Source organism: Streptomyces sp. 5-10 (genome assembly GCF_014712245.1).
Taxonomy (GTDB): Bacteria; Actinomycetota; Actinomycetes; order Streptomycetales; family Streptomycetaceae; genus Streptomyces; species Streptomyces violaceusniger.
In genome coordinates, this window is sequence record NZ_JACVYG010000057.1 from 35,222 (window position 1) to 52,148 (window position 16,927).

Below are 16,927 nucleotides of genomic sequence, written 5' to 3' on the forward strand. Positions count from 1 at the left end.
GATGGGCGAGGGGCACACACCGAAGATCGTTGGGGCGGTCTGGGGGCTGCTGGTCCTCAACACGCTCGGCTCCGCCGGGGCGAAGACCATCGTCCCGCTGCCCCGCTCCCTCATCCAGATGGTCACCATGGGGGCGCTGGTCGCCGCGTTCGCGCTGGCGCTCCTGATCAATCCCCGGCTGCGCATCCGAGGGCTGCGCATCCGAGCCAGTGCGTACGTGTTCCTGCTCACCCTGCTGCTGGTGACGAGCGTGATCTCCAGCGTGAACCTGGAGTCCGGGTTCGGCGCGCTGTTCCGCTGCTTCCGGCTGGCCCTCTTCGTCTCCACGCTGTGGCTGCTCAGCCGCTGGTGGGACGGCGGCCTGGCGTTCGTACGGCACCACATCCGGATGTACTTCGCGGTGCTCGGGTCGGTGGCCGCCGGCCTGGTCGCCTCACCGGGCGCGGCCCTGCCCGACCTCTACGGCGGACGGCTGGTCGGCGCGTTGTGGCCGCTCACCCCGCCGCAGATCGGACAGTACGCCGCGGTGATCACCGGGCTCACCGTGCTGCTCGTACTGGGCCGCCGGACCGACAGGACCAGTGCGGTGGTGGTCATCGTGCCGTCACTCGTCCTGCTCGCGCTGACCCATACCCGGACGGCCACGCTCGGCCTGCTGCTCGGGCTGGTGTTGGCGATCGGCTCCCTCCTCCTCACCAGCGGCGCGGCCCGCCGCTTCTTCAGCTGGGCGGTGCTGTGCGCCACGGTGGCCGCGGTGGGGTTCGCCTCCCTGCTCCAGGCGTGGTTCCTGCGCGGGCAGAGCAAGGAGAACTTCTCCAGCCTCACCGGCCGGGCCAAGGTCTGGGACGCCCTGCTGGCCGCGCCCCGGACCACCGGGGAGAGGTGGTTCGGCATGGGCCTGGGCGACAAGTCGTTCGGCGGGCTGCCGATCGACAACAGCTGGCTGGCCGTTTACAACGAGCAGGGTCTGGTCGGCGTCACCCTTGTCGCGGCGATCATCATCGTGCTGGGCGGCGTCGCGTTGCTGCGGCCGCCGTCGCTGCAGAGGGCCTGCGCGATCTTTCTGATCAGCTACTGCGCGATCGCGTCGTACACCGAGGCCGGTCTGGGCGACGCCTCCCCGTATCTGCTGCATCTGGCCCTGGCCGCCTCGCTGTTGGCGGCACCCGCCGAGGCCGCGCCCCTCGCGACGCCCGACGTCCCTCGACGGCACATCCCGCGCTGGGCCCGGAGATCGGAGGTTCCTTGAGCATGCGCGTCCTCGTGGTGCACAACCGCTACGCCTCGGCCCAGCCGAGCGGGGAGAACAAGGTCGTCGACCAGGAGGTGGAGCTGCTGCGCGCGGCCGGCCATCAGGTGGGGGTGTTCGAGCGGCGCAGCGACGACATCGCCGCCATGTCCCTGCTCGCCAAGGCCGCGGTGCCCCTGCGGGTGCCGTGGAACCCGGCGGTCCGCGCGGAGCTCGCCGCCCGGCTGCGCGCCGAGCGGCCGGACGTGGTCCACATCCACAACGTCTTCCCGCTCCTGTCGCCCGCGGTGGTTGCCGCCTGCGCCGACGCCGGCGTGCCCGCCGTCGCCACGCTGCACAACTACGCCCAGGTCTGCCCGCCCGGCACGCTGCAGCGGGATGGTCGGCCGTGCGCCGAGTGCGTCGGGTCGAAGGTGCCGCTGCCCGCCGTCCGGCACGGCTGCTACCGCAAGTCCCGCCTCGCGACGGTGCCGCTCGCGGTCAGCCTGTCGGTCAACCGGCGGCGGTGGTGGTCCGGTGTGGAGCGGTTCTTCTGCATCTCCGCGGCGCAGCGCGACGTCCTGGTGCGGGCCGGTATGCCGGCCGAGCGGCTGGCGGTGAAGCACAACTTCGTGCCCGACCCGGGCGCCCGCCGAGTGGGCGGGGGAGAGCATCTGCTCTATCTCGGCCGGCTCGCGGAGGCCAAGGGGGTACGGCTGCTCATGGCCGCGTGGGACGGGCTCGCGGCGGGCGGCGGTGTGGGCGTACCGCTCGTGATCGCCGGTGCGGGGCCACTGGAGCCAGAGGTGACCGCCTGGGCGGCGGGCCGGGACGACGTGGCTTACGTCGGCCTGTTGGACCCGGCGGAGTGCGCCAAGGCCATCGCGCGATCGGTCGCCGTGGTGGCTCCCTCGACATGGCTGGAGGCGTTCGGCCTGGTGGCCGTGGAGGCGATGGCGGCCGGGGTCCCGGTCGTCGCCGCCGGCCACGGCGCCTTCGTCGAACTCGTCGAGGACGGCGTGACCGGGCTGCTGCACCGGCCGGGCGAGGCCGCCTCGCTCGCGTCCCGCATACGCCGGATCGCGGCCGAGCCGGCCCTGGGCCGGGAGATGGGCCAGGCGGCCCGGCTCCGTTACGAACAGGGTTTCAGCCCGGCCGTCGGGCTGGAGCGCCTGCTGGAGGAGTACCGCACCGCGATCGCGGGTCGGTCAGCACTGGCTCGCGGCGGGGACTCCCGCGCGAGCAGGGGGGATGGGGACAGTAGATGACACGATGCCGACTCTGCGGCTCGGAAGCGATGGCGAGCGTCGTCGACCTCGGGGCGACGCCGCCATGTGAGAGCTTTCTCGCCGCGGACCAACTGGACGAGCCGGAGCCCGCGTACCCGCTGCACCTGCGGGTCTGCACCGACTGCTGGCTCGCGCAGATCCCTCCGCTGATCACGCCGGAGGACACGTTCAGCGAGTACGCGTACTTCTCCTCCTACTCGACGTCCTGGGTGGAGCACGCGCGCACGTTCGTCACCGACGCGGTACAGCGCCTTGGCCTCGGCGCCGACGCCTTCGTGGTCGAGGTCGCGAGCAACGACGGGTACCTGCTGAGGCACGTGGTGGACCGCGGGATCCGCTGCCTCGGCATCGAGCCGTCGGTGAACGTCGGCGCCGCGGCGCGGGAGGCGGGTGTGCCCACGCTCACGGCGTTCCTGAGCCCGGACACCGGCTCGGCCGTCCGCGAAGAGCACGGCCCGGCAAACCTGGTCGTGGCCAACAACGTGTATGCGCACATCCCCGACGTGGTCGGCTTCACCCGGGGGCTGCGCGCCCTGGTCGCCGACGACGGCTGGGTCTCCATCGAGGTGCAGCACCTGCTGACCCTGATCGAGGAGAACCAGTACGACACGATCTACCACGAGCACTTCCAGTACTACACGGTCGCGTCCGCGATCCGGGCGCTGGCGAGTGGCGGACTCGCCCTCGTGGACGTCGAGCTGCTGCCCACGCACGGCGGTTCCATCCGGCTGTGGGCCCGGCCGGTAGAGGTGGCCGGCGAGCCGACCGGCCGGGTGGCGGACGTGCTGGCCCGGGAGAAGGCCGCCGGGCTGCGGGAGCTGTCGGGGTACACCGAGTTCTCCGACCGCGTGGCCAAGGTGCGCCGGGACCTGCTGCGGTTCCTCATCACAGCGGCCGAGCGCGGCGAGACGGTCGTCGGCTACGGCGCCCCGGGCAAGGGCAACACCCTGCTCAACCACTGCGGCATCCGGCCCGACCTGCTCCCGTACACGGTCGACCGCAACCCCTACAAGCACGGCAGGTTCACCCCGGGCACCCGCATCCCGATCCTGCCGCCCGAGCGGATAGCCGCCGACAAGCCGGACTACGTGCTCGTCCTCCCGTGGAACCTGCGGGCCGAGCTGGTCGAGCAGCTGTCCTTCGTGCACGACTGGGGCGGCCGACTGGTCTTTCCCATCCCCGAACTGAGCATTGTCCAGGTCGCGTCGTGAAAGGGCACAGCATGAAGGTCGTTCTGTTCTGCGGCGGTTACGGGATGCGGATGCGCAGCGGTGCCGCGGACGACGTGCCCAAGCCGATGGCGATGGTCGGCCCCAGGCCGCTGATTTGGCACGTCATGCGCTACTACGCGCATTTCGGGCACACGGAGTTCATCCTCTGCCTCGGATACGGGGCCCATCACATCAAGGACTTCTTCCTCAACTACGAGGAGACGACGTCCAACGACTTCGTGCTGCGAGGCGGTCGGACCGAGCTGCTGTCCACCGACATCTCGGATTGGACGATCACGTTCGCGCAGACCGGCGTCGAGTCGCCGATCGGGGAGCGACTGCGCCGGGTGCGGCACCACCTGGACGGCGACGAGATGTTCCTCGCCAACTACGCCGACGTGCTCACCGACGCCCCGCTGCCGGAGATGATCGACTCCTTCGCGCGGCGCGACGCCGGTGCGTCGATGATGGTGGTGCCGCCGCAGTCCTCGTTCCACTGCGTGGACCTGGGCGAGGACGGCCTGGTGGGGGGCATCACCGCGGTGAGCGAACTGCCACTGTGGGAGAACGGCGGCTACTTCGTGCTCCGCCAGGAGGTCTTCGACCACATCCCCGAGAACGGGGACCTGGTGGCCGACGGATGTGCCCAACTGGCCAAGCGGGGCCGGTTGGTGGCGCACCAGCACCGCGGCTTCTGGAAGCCGACCGACACCGTGAAGGAGCGGGCCGCGCTCGACGCCGCCTACGCCCGGGGCGACCGCCCGTGGGCGGTGTGGGAGCGGGACAGCGCCGGAGCACGGGCGTGATCCGGCTCGGGGCCGGGCCCCCGGACCGGATCGTCGCGGTGGGCGCGCACTGCGACGACATCGCCATCGGCGCGGGCGGCACGCTGCTCGCGATGTGCCTCGCACGGCCGGGGCTGCGCGTCGACGCCTTGGTGCTCTCCGGCGGCGGCAGCGAGCGGGAGCAGGAGGAGCAGGCCGCCCTCGCCGCCTTCTGCCCGGGCGCCGACCTGCGGCTGACCGTGCACAAGCTCCCCGACGGCCGGCTGCCCGCGCACTGGGAAGAGGCCAAGGCCGCGGTCGAGGAACTGCGCGCGCGGACCGACCCGGACCTGATCCTGGCGCCGCGCACCGACGACGCCCACCAGGACCACCGCGGCCTGGCGCGGCTGATCCCCACCGCCTTCCGCGACCACCTGGTCCTCGGCTACGAGATCGTCAAATGGGACGGCGACCTCGGCCGGATGGCCGCGTACCAGCCACTGTCGCCGGAGATCGCCGAGGAGAAGGTGCGGCTGCTGCGGGAGCACTACCCCTCGCAGCGCCACCGGCCCTGGTACGACCGGGAGGCCTTCCTCGGCCTCGCGCGGATCCGCGGCATCGAATGCCACGAGCGATACGCCGAAGCGTTCGCCGTCACCAAACTCACGCTCAACCTGGGGGGTTGAACCTTGCGCGTACTGCTGACCGGACACCAGGGCTATCTGGGCACCGTCATGGCCCCGGTCCTCGCCGCCGCCGGGCACGATGTCGTCGGCCTCGACTCCGGCCTGTTCGCCGACAGTGTCCTCGGCCCGACACCCGCCGACCGGCCGGGGCACCGGGTGGACCTGCGCGACGTCACGGCCGAACACGTGGCCGGGGTCGACGCCGTGATCCACCTGGCCGCGCTCTCCAACGACCCGCTGGGATCGCTGGCGCCGGAACTCACCTACGACATCAACCACCACGCGTCCGTGCGGCTGGCCCGGCTGGCCCGCGACGCCGGAGTGCGGCGCTTCCTGTACGCGTCGACCTGCTCGGTCTACGGCGCCGCCGGCGGCGACGAGCTGGTGGCCGAGGACGCCCCGCTGCGCCCGGTGACGCCGTACGCGGAGTCCAAGGTGCGCGTCGAGGACGACCTGCACGAGCTCGCCGACGGCGACTTCACCCCGGTGTTCATGCGCAACGCCACCGCCTTCGGCTACTCGCCCCGGCTGCGCGCCGACATCGTGCTGAACAACCTGGTGGGCCACGCGCTGCTGTCCGGCGAGGTGCTGGTGCTCTCCGACGGCACCCCCTGGCGCCCGCTGGTGCACGCCGTCGACATCGCACGCGCCTTCACGGCCGCGCTGACCGCGCCGCGCGACGCGGTGCACGACCGGGCGTTCAACATCGGCAGCGAGACCAACAACGTCACGGTCGCCGAGATCGCCGAGCAGGTCGCCGAGGCGGTGCCCGGCGCGAAGGTGAGGATCACCGGGGAGAACGGCGCCGACCCACGGTCGTACCGGGTGGACTTCTCCCGGTTCCGCGCCGCGATCCCCGGCTTCGACTGCGAGTGGACGGTGAAGCGGGGCGCGCTCGAACTCGCCGACGCCTACCGGAAGTTCGACCTGACCCGGGAGGACTTCGACCGGCGCTTCACCCGGCTCGCCGTGCTGCGCGCGGCGTCCGAGGCCGGCACCGTCGACGACACCCTGCGGTGGCGCCGGTGACCGAGCGCGGCGAGGAGATGTACGCGCTGGTGGAGCGGCTGTACCCGCTCTGCCGGAGCATCACCGGCGACGGTGTGCGCGCCACCTTGAAGATCGTCGGCGAGTACATCCCGCTGCAGGTGCACGAGGTGCCGACCGGGACCCAGGTGCTCGACTGGACGGTGCCGCAGGAGTGGAACATCCGGGACGCGTACATCGCCGACACGGCCGGCAACCGGGTCGTCGACTTCGCCGCGTCCAGCCTGCACGTGCTCGGCTACAGCGTGCCGGTGTCGCGGACCATGCCGCTGGCCGAACTCCGCGCCCACCTGCACACCCTGCCGGACCACCCGTCCTGGGTGCCGTACCGCACCAGCTACTACACACCGGAGTGGGGGTTCTGCCTGGCCCAGGAGACCCTGGACGCGATGCCGGACGGCGAGTACGAGGTGTGCGTCGACTCCACACTCGCCGACGGCCACCTCACCTACGCCGAGCACATCGTCCCCGGGCAGATCGCCGACGAGGTGATCGTCTCCTGCCACGTCTGCCACCCGTCGCTGGCCAACGACAACATGGCCGGCGTCGCGGTGGCGACGTTCCTGGCCCGGGAGCTGGCGGCGAAAACGCCGTACTACACCTACCGGTTCATCTTCGCCCCCGGCACCATCGGGGCCATCACCTGGCTGGCCCACAACGCGGAGCGGGTGGACCGGGTCAAGCACGGCCTGGTGCTGGCCTGCGCCGGCGACCCCGGCTCACTGACGTACAAGCAGAGCAGGCGCGGCGACGCGGAGATCGACCGGGTGATGCGGCACGTGCTGGCCGCCTCCGAACGCCCCCACACCGTTGCCGAGTTCACCCCGTACGGCTACGACGAGCGGCAGTACTGCTCGCCCGGGTTCGATCTCGGCGTGGGCTCGCTCACCCGGACCCCGTACGCGGGCTACCCCGAGTACCACACCTCGGCGGACAACCTGGACTTCGTCTCCCCGGAGGCGATGGCGGACACCCTTGCCGTCTGCCGCGAGGCGTTCGCCGTCCTCGACCGCAACCGGCGGTACCTCAACCTCAGCCCCTACGGCGAACCACAGCTGGGCCGACGCGGGTTGTACGACGCGCTCGGCGGCCGCAGCGACACCAAGCAGGCCCAGATGGCCATGCTGTGGGTGCTCAACCTCTCCGACGGCGAGCACAGTCTGCTCGATGTCGCCGAGCGGTCCGGGCTGCCGTTCGACACCGTCGCCGACGCGGCCGGCGCCCTGCACGGCGCCGGGCTGATCAAGGCATGACGCCGATGCCCACCGAGGGAGGGAATCCGCAGCCAACGGCGCCACCGGCCGGATCCGCCAAGCGGGCCCTCGTCGGCCGGCTGTCCTGGGGACTGGCCGACCAGGCGGCCTCCAGCATCTCCAACTTCGCGGTGGGCATCTACGTGGCCCGCTCGCTGGGGGTGACCGCGTTCGGCGTGTTCAGCCTCGCCTGGGTGACGTACGGCGTGGTGCTCAACGTCTCCCGCGGGCTGGCCACCGATCCGCTCGTGGTGCGCTTCAGCGGCGTGCCGGACGCGTCCTGGCGCGGGGCGGTGGCCCGGTCGACGGGTACCGCGCTCGGTGTGGGCGCGGCCATCGGCGCGGCGTGTCTGGTGGTCGGGCCGGCCCTCGGCGGCCGCGTGGGGCCCGCGTTCGTCTGCCTCGGCGTCATGCTGCCGGGGCTGCTGCTGCAGGACGCCTGGCGGTTCTCGTTCTTCGCTGCGGGCAACGGGCGCAAGGCCTTCCTCAACGACGTCGTGTGGTGCGTGGCACTCGTCCCGGCCATGATCGTGGCGGCCCGCGTGGGCAGTGTGGCCTCGTTCGTGCTTGCCTGGGGCGCGTCCGCCGCGGTGGCCGCCGCGTACGGCTGCCTCCAGTCCGGCATCCGGCCCCGGATGACCGAGGCGCGCGGGTGGCTGCGCGAGCAGCGCGATCTCGGCTACCGGTACCTGGTCGAAAACGTCAGCCTCAGCGGCGCCAGCCAGCTGCGGGCCTACGGGCTCGGCGCGATCGTCGGGGTCGGGGCGGTGGGCGCGGTGCGGGGTGCCGAGCTCCTGATGGGCCCCTTCCTCGCCGTACTGATGGGCCTTTCGCTGGTCACCGTCCCGGAGGCGGCACGGGTGCTGCGGCAGTCCCCGCACCGCCTCGGCAAGTTCTGTCTCCTGCTGGGCGGCGGACAGGCCGCCGCCGCGCTGCTGTGGGGCGGGTCGCTGCTCCTGCTGCCGAACCGGCTCGGCGATCTGGTGCTCGGCGACGTCTGGCACTCCGCCTCGCAGCTCATCGCGGCCATCACCTTCAGTGTCGCGGGCGCGGGCCTCGGCACCGGCGCGGCGGCCGGGCTGCGCGCGCTCGGCGCGGCCCGGCGCAGCCTGCGCTCCCAGTTGTTCGCCTCCGCCGCTTACGTCGGCGGCGGGCTCGGCGGCGCGGCCGTGGCCGGCACGGTCGGCTCGGCCTGGGGTGTCGCCGCCGCGACCGTCAGCGGCTCGGCCGTGTGGTGGCTGCACCTGCGGTCCGCCCTGCGCGAGCACCACCAAGACTCCATCCCCGAAGTGAGGACGCCATGACCGCCCAACCCAGGCTGAGCATCGGCCTGCCCGTGTACAACGGCGAGGAGTACCTGGCCGAGTCGCTCGACGCGCTGCTCGGCCAGACCTACGAGGACTTCGAACTGGTCATCTCCGACAACGCCTCGACCGACGGGACCGAGGACATCTGCCGCACGTACGCCGCCATGGACGCGCGCGTCCGGTACCTCCGGCTGCCCCGGAACGTCGGCGCCACGCCGAACCACAACTACGTGTTCACCCAGTGCCGCGGCGAGCTGTTCAAGTGGGCCTCGCACGACGACCTCTACGCCCGCGATCTGCTGCGGGCTTGCGTCCAGGCGCTGGACGAGCGGCCGGACGTGATCCTCGCACACGCCGACCAGGCGGTCATCGACGGCGACGGCCAGGTGAAGGTCCCGTACGAGTACACGCTCGCCACCGACTCACCGCACCCGCCGGAGCGCTTCCGCTCCATGCTGTTCGAGCCCGGCGGTGACGACTTCTACGGGGTGATCCGGGCCGCCGCGCTGCGCCGGGTGAGGCCGATGGACAGCTACCACCACGCGGACCGCACGTTCGTCGCCGAGATCGCCCTGCACGGGCGCTTCCACCAGGTGCCGGAACTCCTCTACTTCCGCCGCGACCACCCCACCCGCGCCGAGCGGGCGAACCCGTCCAAGCGCTCCCGGTGCGTCAACCTGGACCCGCGCCGGGCGGGCCCGCTGCACCCGACGCCCCGGCTGCTCGCCGAGTACGTCTGGGGTTTCGCCTCGGCGATCCGGCGGGCCCCGTTGTCCCCGGCCGACCGGCGCGCCTGCTACCGCCACCTGGCCGCCTGGCTGACCAGCCGGGTCCGGCCGGGCGCCGGTGAGCGGGTCGAGGACCGCGCCCCGGTCGACCCGGCGCTGCTCACGGTCTCCGTCGACGCCCTCGTCGCCGGGCGGGAAGGGAGGCGGGCATGAGGACGTCGCCACGTGTGGGGGTGTTCGGCCTGCTCGGCTCCGGCAACCTCGGCAACGACGGGTCGCTCGAGGCCGTGCTCGGCTATCTCCGCGCCGAGCACCCGGACGCGGTCGTGGACGCGCTGTGCGGCGGACCTGAGGCGGTGACGGCCACGTTCGGGATCCCCGCGACGCGGCTGCACTGGAATCGCGCGGAGTACCGGACCGCGTCCCGGGCGGGCGCCATCGCGGCGAAGGGCCTGGGCAAACTCGTCGACGTCTTCCGCACCGCCGCCTGGGTGCGCCGGCACGACGTCGTGATCGTGCCGGGCATGGGCGTCCTGGAGGCCACCCTGCCGCTGCGGCCGTGGGGCTTCCCGTACTCGCTGTTCCTGCTCTGCGCGAGCGGCCGGCTGCTGCGCACCCGGGTCGCGCTGGTCAGCGTCGGCGCCGCCGAGATCCGCAACCGGCCGACCCGGGCCCTGGTGCGCTGGTCGGCGCGGCTGGCCGCGTACCGGTCGTACCGGGACGCCCAGTCCCGCGACGCCATGCGGGCGATGGGCGTGAACACCACGCGTGACGAGGTCTACCCGGATCTCGCGTTCTCCCTGCCGACACCACCGGCGAGCACCCCCACCGGCACGCCGGGTCCCGTCTGCCTCGGCGTCATGGACTTCCACGGCGGCAACGACGACCGCGCCCGGGCCGACGAGATATACCGGCGCTACCTCGACGGGACGATCCGGTTCGTCCGCGCGCTGGTCGAGGAGGGCAGACCGGTCCGGCTGCTCACCGGCGACCAGTGCGATCTGTCGGTGGTCGCCGCGATCCTCGACGCGGTGGACTCGCCACTGGTCAGCGCTGCCGAACCGGCCTCACTGGCCGACCTGATGAACGAGATGGCGGCCGCCGACGCCGTGGTGGCCGTCCGGTACCACAACCTGATCTGCGCGCTGAAGACCGGAACGCCCGTGCTCGCCCTCTGCTATGCGGCGAAGAGCGACGCGCTCATGGACCGGATGGGCCTCGGCGCGTACTGCCACCCGGCACGCGAGGTCGACGCCGACCGGCTGCTCGAACAGTTCCGGGACCTGGAGAAGCACTCGGCCGAGCTGCGGCGGACCCTCACCGAGCGGAACCGGGACGCCGCACGGCAACTCGCCCACCAGTTCGCCGCGTTGACCGCCGCCCTGTTCCCGACGACAGACCACGCACACGCCCACGCGCATCGGGAGGCACCGTGAAAGCGACCGAAGTCCCGGAGATCGCCGGCGTGTATCTGTTCGAGCCGACGCCGTACGCCGACGAGCGCGGCTTCTTCTGCCGCACCTTCGACGCCGACGTGGTCCGCTCGGTGGGCCTCGACCCGCACGCCTTCGTCCAGGACAGCGTGTCCCGCTCGGTCCGGGGCGTGCTGCGCGGCCTGCACCTGCGCTCCGGCGCCGGCGAGGCCAAGCTGGTGCGGTGCTCGTACGGGAGGATCTTCGACGTCGTCGTGGACCTGCGCCCGGACTCGCCGACCTACCTGGGCCGGGTCTCCTTCGAACTGTCCGGAGAGACGCAGGCGACCCTGTACATCCCGGCGGGGTGCGCGCACGGCTTCCAGGCGCTGACCGAAACCGCCGACACCTCGTACCGGATCGACCGTCCGCACGATCCGTCCGAGGACGTGACGATCGCCTTCGACGACCCGGAACTCGCCATTGACTGGCCGCTGCCGGTCACATCGATGTCCCAGCGGGACCGGGAGGCGCCGAGCCTCGCCGAGGTCCTGAAGCACGAGGTCCTGAAGCACGAGGTCCTGAAGCACGAGGTGCTGAAGCACAAGGAAGGGTGAAGTCGGCTTGGACACCGGATCCACCGAAGGAACCGCGGAGTTCCGCCTGCCCCGGTCGCGGCTGGCGAACGAGCGGCTGCACGCCATGATCCCCGGGGGCGCGCACACCTACGCCAAGGGCGACGACCAGTACCCCCAGAACCTGGCCCCGGTCATCAGCCACGGCCGCGGTGCCCACGTGTGGGACATCGACGGCAACCGCTACGTCGAGTACGGGTCCGGCCTGCGGTCGGTCAGCCTCGGCCACGCCCACCCACGCGTGCTCGAGGCGGTGCGGCGGGAACTCGACCGCGGCGGCAACTTCGTCCGGCCGTCCATCGTGGAGGTCGAAGCCGCGGAACGCTTCCTGGCCACGGTGCCGACCGCCGAGATGGTGAAGTTCGCGAAGAACGGCTCCGACGCCACCACCGCCGCGGTGCGCCTCGCCCGCGCCGCCACCGGGCGCCCACGGGTGGCCATCTGCGCCGACCATCCGTTCTTCTCCATCGACGACTGGTTCATCGGCACCACGCCGATGTCCGCCGGTGTTCCGGCGGCGACCACCGAGCTCACCGTGGCGTTCCCTTACGGGGACCTGGCCGCCACGGAGGAACTGCTCGCCCGGTACCAGGACGAGGTCGCCTGCCTGATCCTCGAACCCGCCACCCACACCGAGCCTCCGCCCGGCTACCTCGCCGGTCTGCGCGAGCTGGCCGACCGGCACGGCTGCGTACTGGTCTTCGATGAGATGATCACCGGCTTCCGCTGGTCCGAGGCGGGCGCTCAGGGCCTGTACGGCGTCGTCCCCGACCTCTCCACGTTCGGCAAGGCCCTGGGTAACGGATTCGCCGTCTCCGCGCTGGCCGGGCGCCGCGATCTGATGGAGCTGGGGGGCTTGCGCCACTCCGGCGACCGGGTGTTCCTGCTGTCCACCACGCACGGTGCGGAAACGCATTCGCTGGCCGCCGCGATGGCCGTGCAGACCATCTACGCCGAAGAGGGCGTCAGCGCGCGGCTGCACGCCCTCGGCGAGAAGTTGGCCGCCGGTGTCCGCGAGGCGGCGGCGAGCATGGGCGTGAGCGATCACATCGTCGTCCGGGGCCGGGCCAGCAACCTGGTGTTCGCCACCCTCGACGAGAACGGGCAGCCGTCGCAGCGGTACCGCACCCTGTTCCTGCGCCGGCTCCTCGCGGGCGGGGTGCTCGCCCCGTCGTTCGTGGTGAGCAGCGCGCTCAGCGACGCAGACATCGATCACACCGTGGCCGTGGTGGCCCAGGCATGTGGGGTGTACCGGAAGGCGCTGGAGGCCGCTGACCCCACCCCCTGGCTGGGCGGACGACCGGTGAAGCCCGTATTCCGCCGCTTGGCATGACGTGACGACGTGACGTGATGTGACGTCAGCGACGGTCGCGCCGACGGGCGTCGGCCATCCGATCGACCAGCCAGTCGGCCACCCGATCGACCAGCCACGCGGTCGCCGGAATCGCCGCCAGCGCGGTGCACCAGCCGCCGAGGACATCGGTCGAATAGTGCGCGCCCAGGGCGACCTGTGCCCATCCCATCGCGCCGCCGGCCACGAGCGCCGCGGCGAGCACGAGTGACGTGCCGGCCGTCCTGCCGAGGCCGAACCGGCCGGTCGCGAGCAGCGCCACGATGACGGCGAGTGCGGTGAAGAAGGCGGTGTGCCCGCTCGGATAGGACAGATTGCCGTCGCCGTGGATGGTGCGTCCCACCAGATGCTTGAGCAGCGTCGCCGCCCCGACGGTCATGGCGGCGCCCGCGACGACGAGCACCGCCGCGCGAGGACGCCGAAGCAGCAGACAGCCCGTCACGGCGGCCACGATCAGCGTGGCCGCTCCGGCCGGTTCCCCCAAGAAGTCCAGGGCCAGGGCGACGCGCCTCCAGGGCGGCCCCACACTGTCCGCCGTCGGCTGGACGATCCACCGGTCTACCCTGCCGGGCTCGCTATGACCGGCGTACAGGACCCCGAGCACGCCGACCACCAGCGCGGCGAGGGCCGCGATCGGCCCGAGCCACCCGCACAGCGACCGGGGCAGCACCGCGGGCGCCGCCCGGCCGGTCACACGCCCACCGCGTCCGGTGTCCGCTTCGGCCAGGCGATCCAACGCGAGCCCCCCGTCGTGTCCGACCCACCCTCCAGCGACCGTCTCCGCCCCCGCGGACACCCGCTCCCGGCCGGTACGACTCCGCGGGAGCCGTCAGCCCTGCGGCCCCGAACTCGCCATCCCGGCCATCGACTTGGCCCATCGCATCAGGGTCAGCCTCTCCTCGTCATCCTACCGGTAGTTCGTCAATCCCGGCGGTGGAGATCAATGCCGTGGCGGCCGGCGTCGCTGCCGCTCGCCGCGTGACGATGAACTCTTCGCCGTCCTTCGCGTCGGCTTGGCGCGCTCATCGCCCATCACAAGATCAGCCCGGCACGCAGGTCGTCCGCCAAGCCCGCCGTGTCCGCGAGTCCGAAGGCCACGCGCTGGAGCAGGAATCCGTGCAGCAGCCCCATCACCGCGCGGGCTCCGCGGTCCGGGTCCACGGCGGCGGGCACCGAGCCCGCGGCCCGGCCGCGGCGCAGCGCGTCGGCGATACTGGCCCGGACCTTCTCGAAGCCCTCCGCGGCCGGGCCCCGCACCTCGTCGTTGCGCAGCACCTCCGACCACGTCTGCACGACGCAGCGCAGCAGCTCGTCGACCGCGACCGGGTGCCCCGCCGCGTCCCGCACCGTCTCGCCGCTGATCGTGTCGAGCGCGGCGGCCACCAGTTCCGCGACGGACGGGGCGTCGGTGCTGTCGGCCAGCCGCTCAACCGGTTCGAAGATCAGCCGGAACGCGTCGCCCGCGATAGCGAGGACGATCTCCTCCTTGCTCGCGAAGTAGCGGTAGGGCGCGCCGGCCGAGACGCCCGCCTCCGCGGCGATGTCCGGCATCGAGCTCTGGTGGAACCCGTCGCGGGAGAAGCAGCGGCGGGCCGCCGCGACGATCTCGGCGCGCTTGGCCTCGCGGCGCTCGGCTGTGATGCGCGGCATGGCGACGACCCCTTTCATCGTGAATGACCATTCACCTTGACGGCTCGGCCGCTCCGGGACCACCATAAAAGTGAATGGTCATTTACGGAAGCGGAAAGCGGGCTCCCCACGAACTCCCAGGGAAGAGATCCACTGATGAGCACGAAGCTGAGCATCGGCGTATACGCCTACGAGCACACCGAGGCACTGTTCGACGGCCGGGTCGCGGTCGACGGGGTGGACGCGGTGTTCGAGACGGCACCCCTCGTATCGGACATCTTCCGTCGCGCCATCGAGGGGCACTACGACCTTGCCGAGCTCGGTCTCACCTACTTCCTGCGCACCTTCGACCTCGACGATGCGCCGTTCCTGGCGCTGCCGATCCTGCCGAACCGCAACTTCCGCCACTCGGCGATCTTCGTGAACACCGCCAGCGGGATCGAGAAGCCGCGGGATCTCGTCGGCAGGACCGTCGGCGAGTTCACGCTCTACGGCCACGACGCCGGGATCTGGCCGAAGGGCATCCTGGCCGACGAGTACGGCGTGACCCTCGACCAGTGCCGCTGGGTCATCGGCGGCACCAATCACCCCATCCCCGCCTGCGACTGGATCCCGCGGCCCGTCCCGGACGGCGTCGATGTGCGCCACGCCGAGGACGGCCGGACCCTGGGCGCCATGCTCGAATCCGGCGAGATCGACGCACTGATCTCCATCGATGTGCCGCAGGCGGTGCTGGACGGCTCGCCGAAGGTCGCCCGACTGTTCCCCGACTACGAGGCCGTCGAGCGCGACTACTACCGCCGCACCGGGATCTTCCCCCCGATGCACATCGTCGCGATCCGCAGGGAACTGGCACAGCGGCGGGGCCTCGCACGGGCCGTCTACGACGCCTTCACGGAAGCCAAGGAGCTCGCCGAGCGGAAGTACCTCGTCGACGCCGCGAAGCAGCACATGAGCGTCGTCACGCCGTGGTTCAGCGCGCTGTTCGAGAAGAACCGTCGGCTGCTCGGCGACGACTGGTGGCCCTACGGGATCGGCGCGAACCGCAAGGCCATCGACACCTTCTTGCGCTACCACCACGAGCAGGGCCTGTCGAAGCACCGGCTGACCTGCGAGGACATCGTCGTGCCGGAACTCCTCGACACCTGAGTCGGGCGGCAGCGACGTTCGGGTTGATGGAGACCTCCTGGGTGCCGGGGCTGACGGCAGGTCAACGGGCCGTCGAAAATCAGTGGAGCCGCGCTCCCGTATGCGGTTACCGTGCTCCCGCCCACCATCACCCCGTCAAGGACGTGCCGATGTACACCAAGTGAGACCCCCAAGCGCTGATCCGTCGCGCGTCGCACCTGTGCGCCGTGCTCCTTTTCGCTGCGGTCCTCTCACTGGAAACGGTGTAACTCTGTGTCCAAGAACTGGGTGGTCGTGCCCACCTGCCTGCCGATCGTTCTCCGTCGCGACGTGGGCCGCTCGGGTCGTACCGAGCGGCCTGCCTGGCAGTCGCCGTACGGTCCGCCGCCGCCCCGCACACACCGCGGCCGGTGGGCGCCCGTGCCGGGGTTGGCCACGTCTCAGTCCGCCGTGCGGCGTGGATACCCGTGCGGCCGATGCGACTGAGCGGCAAGCTCCCGGCTCGGCGCACATATTCCGTTGACTGAGGGACGGCCGGGACACGACACTGTCGCCTTGGTCGGGATCAACGGCATACGCCGCAGCTGTGGCAGATCCTGGTGCTGCTGGCCCTGATCGGGGCGGGCAGCGCGATCTTCTTACGGAGCATCGACGTTCGGCTTGGTCATGTCGTCCCTCGGGGCGGGAAGTGTGCTGGGCGGGATCGTCGCGATCAGGTTCCGCCCGCGGTATCCGCTCCGGGCCGGCGCCCTCTCCATGATCGTTTGGGCGCTCATGCCGTTGGGGGTCGCTCTCGGCCTTCCCGCGCCGCTCATCGCCGGGTGCTACGGGGTGAGCGGTGTGGGCATGGCGTTCTGGATCGTCATGTTCCACACGAGCGTGCAGACGCACATCCCGCAGGACGTCCTCGGCAGGGTGCACGCGTACGACGCGGCCGGCTCGCTGGTGATGAAGCCGGTCGGGCAGGCGCTGGCGGGACCGCTCGCGCTCGTCGCGGGGACGGTGCCGCTGCTGTGCGTGTCCGCGACGATGGCGCTCGTCGCCTGCGCCCTGCTGCTGGCGATCCCGGCCGTGCGCGGCCTGAAGCGCGTCGAGGGCTAGGGCGCGCACAATGAGGACGCTGGCGGCGCGGCACAGCGGCGCGGCCTGACACCGACCGCCGCGCCGTCACCCAGCTCCACCTGGTGACGAACGTCAGCCCGCGCTCAACCGTTCCCCCCGAGCGGCCCGAACCCTCGAACGTAGCGGCAGACGACGGC

Annotated in this window: 16 protein-coding genes; 14 read left to right on the forward strand and 2 right to left on the reverse strand. The window is 71.7% G+C overall.

Going from position 1 to position 16,927, the window contains the following annotated elements; translation table 11 throughout:
- The first annotated feature begins 1 nt into the window (after position 1).
- Genes IEJ02_RS39810 through IEJ02_RS39865 form a run of 12 tightly spaced genes read left to right on the forward strand, consistent with a single transcriptional unit; the run spans position 2 to position 12,893 of the window.
- Positions 2–1,249: an O-antigen ligase family protein gene (locus tag IEJ02_RS39810; protein WP_191069249.1), complete on the forward strand. Its 1,248-nt coding sequence runs from the start codon at positions 2–4 to the stop codon at positions 1,247–1,249.
- Between the two features lie 2 nt (positions 1,250–1,251).
- Positions 1,252–2,496 carry a glycosyltransferase gene (locus tag IEJ02_RS39815; protein WP_191069250.1) on the forward strand — a complete coding sequence of 415 codons (1,245 nt, stop codon included), beginning with the start codon at positions 1,252–1,254 and terminating at the stop codon, positions 2,494–2,496.
- Entirely contained in the window at positions 2,493–3,728 is a 1,236-nt protein-coding gene (locus IEJ02_RS39820) for a class I SAM-dependent methyltransferase (RefSeq protein ID WP_191069251.1), read from the forward strand. Before IEJ02_RS39815 ends, IEJ02_RS39820 begins: the two co-directional genes overlap by 4 nt.
- Positions 3,729–3,739: 11 nt before the next feature.
- On the forward strand, positions 3,740–4,534 hold the full coding sequence (locus IEJ02_RS39825) for a glycosyltransferase family protein (protein WP_191069252.1): 795 nt from the start codon (positions 3,740–3,742) through the stop codon (positions 4,532–4,534).
- Entirely contained in the window at positions 4,531–5,178 is a 648-nt protein-coding gene (locus IEJ02_RS39830) for a PIG-L deacetylase family protein (RefSeq protein WP_191069253.1), read from the forward strand. The genes IEJ02_RS39825 and IEJ02_RS39830 overlap by 4 nt, the downstream gene beginning before the upstream one ends.
- Before the next feature lie 3 nt (positions 5,179–5,181).
- Positions 5,182–6,207 carry an NAD-dependent epimerase/dehydratase family protein gene (locus IEJ02_RS39835; protein ID WP_191069254.1) on the forward strand — a complete coding sequence of 342 codons (1,026 nt, stop codon included), beginning with the start codon at positions 5,182–5,184 and terminating at the stop codon, positions 6,205–6,207.
- Positions 6,195–7,478 carry a DUF4910 domain-containing protein gene (locus IEJ02_RS39840; protein WP_191069255.1) on the forward strand — a complete coding sequence of 428 codons (1,284 nt, stop codon included), beginning with the start codon at positions 6,195–6,197 and terminating at the stop codon, positions 7,476–7,478. Before IEJ02_RS39835 ends, IEJ02_RS39840 begins: the two co-directional genes overlap by 13 nt.
- The gene (locus IEJ02_RS39845) at positions 7,475–8,782 is read left to right on the forward strand and encodes an MATE family efflux transporter (protein ID WP_370467195.1); all 1,308 of its coding nucleotides are present in this window, start codon (positions 7,475–7,477) and stop codon (positions 8,780–8,782) included. Before IEJ02_RS39840 ends, IEJ02_RS39845 begins: the two co-directional genes overlap by 4 nt.
- Entirely contained in the window at positions 8,779–9,726 is a 948-nt protein-coding gene (locus tag IEJ02_RS39850) for a glycosyltransferase family 2 protein (protein WP_191069257.1), read from the forward strand. Before IEJ02_RS39845 ends, IEJ02_RS39850 begins: the two co-directional genes overlap by 4 nt.
- Positions 9,723–10,949: a polysaccharide pyruvyl transferase family protein gene (locus IEJ02_RS39855; RefSeq protein WP_191069258.1), complete on the forward strand. Its 1,227-nt coding sequence runs from the start codon at positions 9,723–9,725 to the stop codon at positions 10,947–10,949. Before IEJ02_RS39850 ends, IEJ02_RS39855 begins: the two co-directional genes overlap by 4 nt.
- Entirely contained in the window at positions 10,946–11,542 is a 597-nt protein-coding gene (rfbC, locus tag IEJ02_RS39860; protein WP_191069259.1) for a dTDP-4-dehydrorhamnose 3,5-epimerase, read from the forward strand. The genes IEJ02_RS39855 and rfbC overlap by 4 nt, the downstream gene beginning before the upstream one ends.
- Before the next feature lie 7 nt (positions 11,543–11,549).
- The gene (locus IEJ02_RS39865) at positions 11,550–12,893 is read left to right on the forward strand and encodes a glutamate-1-semialdehyde 2,1-aminomutase (RefSeq protein WP_191069260.1); all 1,344 of its coding nucleotides are present in this window, start codon (positions 11,550–11,552) and stop codon (positions 12,891–12,893) included.
- Positions 12,894–12,918: 25 nt separating this feature from the next.
- Here IEJ02_RS39865 and IEJ02_RS39870 read toward each other — a convergent pair whose 3' ends face one another.
- Positions 12,919–13,605 (reverse strand): phosphatase PAP2 family protein, encoded by a 687-nt coding sequence (locus IEJ02_RS39870; RefSeq protein WP_191069261.1) that lies wholly within the window; start codon positions 13,603–13,605, stop codon positions 12,919–12,921.
- Positions 13,606–13,943: 338 nt separating this feature from the next.
- Entirely contained in the window at positions 13,944–14,561 is a 618-nt protein-coding gene (locus IEJ02_RS39875; protein ID WP_137976949.1) for a TetR/AcrR family transcriptional regulator, read from the reverse strand.
- Between the two features lie 135 nt (positions 14,562–14,696).
- On the opposite strand from IEJ02_RS39875, the gene IEJ02_RS39880 reads away from it, so the two are divergent.
- Positions 14,697–15,689 carry a 4,5-dihydroxyphthalate decarboxylase gene (locus IEJ02_RS39880; protein ID WP_191069262.1) on the forward strand — a complete coding sequence of 331 codons (993 nt, stop codon included), beginning with the start codon at positions 14,697–14,699 and terminating at the stop codon, positions 15,687–15,689.
- Between the two features lie 753 nt (positions 15,690–16,442).
- The gene (locus tag IEJ02_RS39885) at positions 16,443–16,769 is read left to right on the forward strand and encodes an MFS transporter (protein ID WP_223865215.1); all 327 of its coding nucleotides are present in this window, start codon (positions 16,443–16,445) and stop codon (positions 16,767–16,769) included.
- Positions 16,770–16,927: the final 158 nt, after the last annotated feature.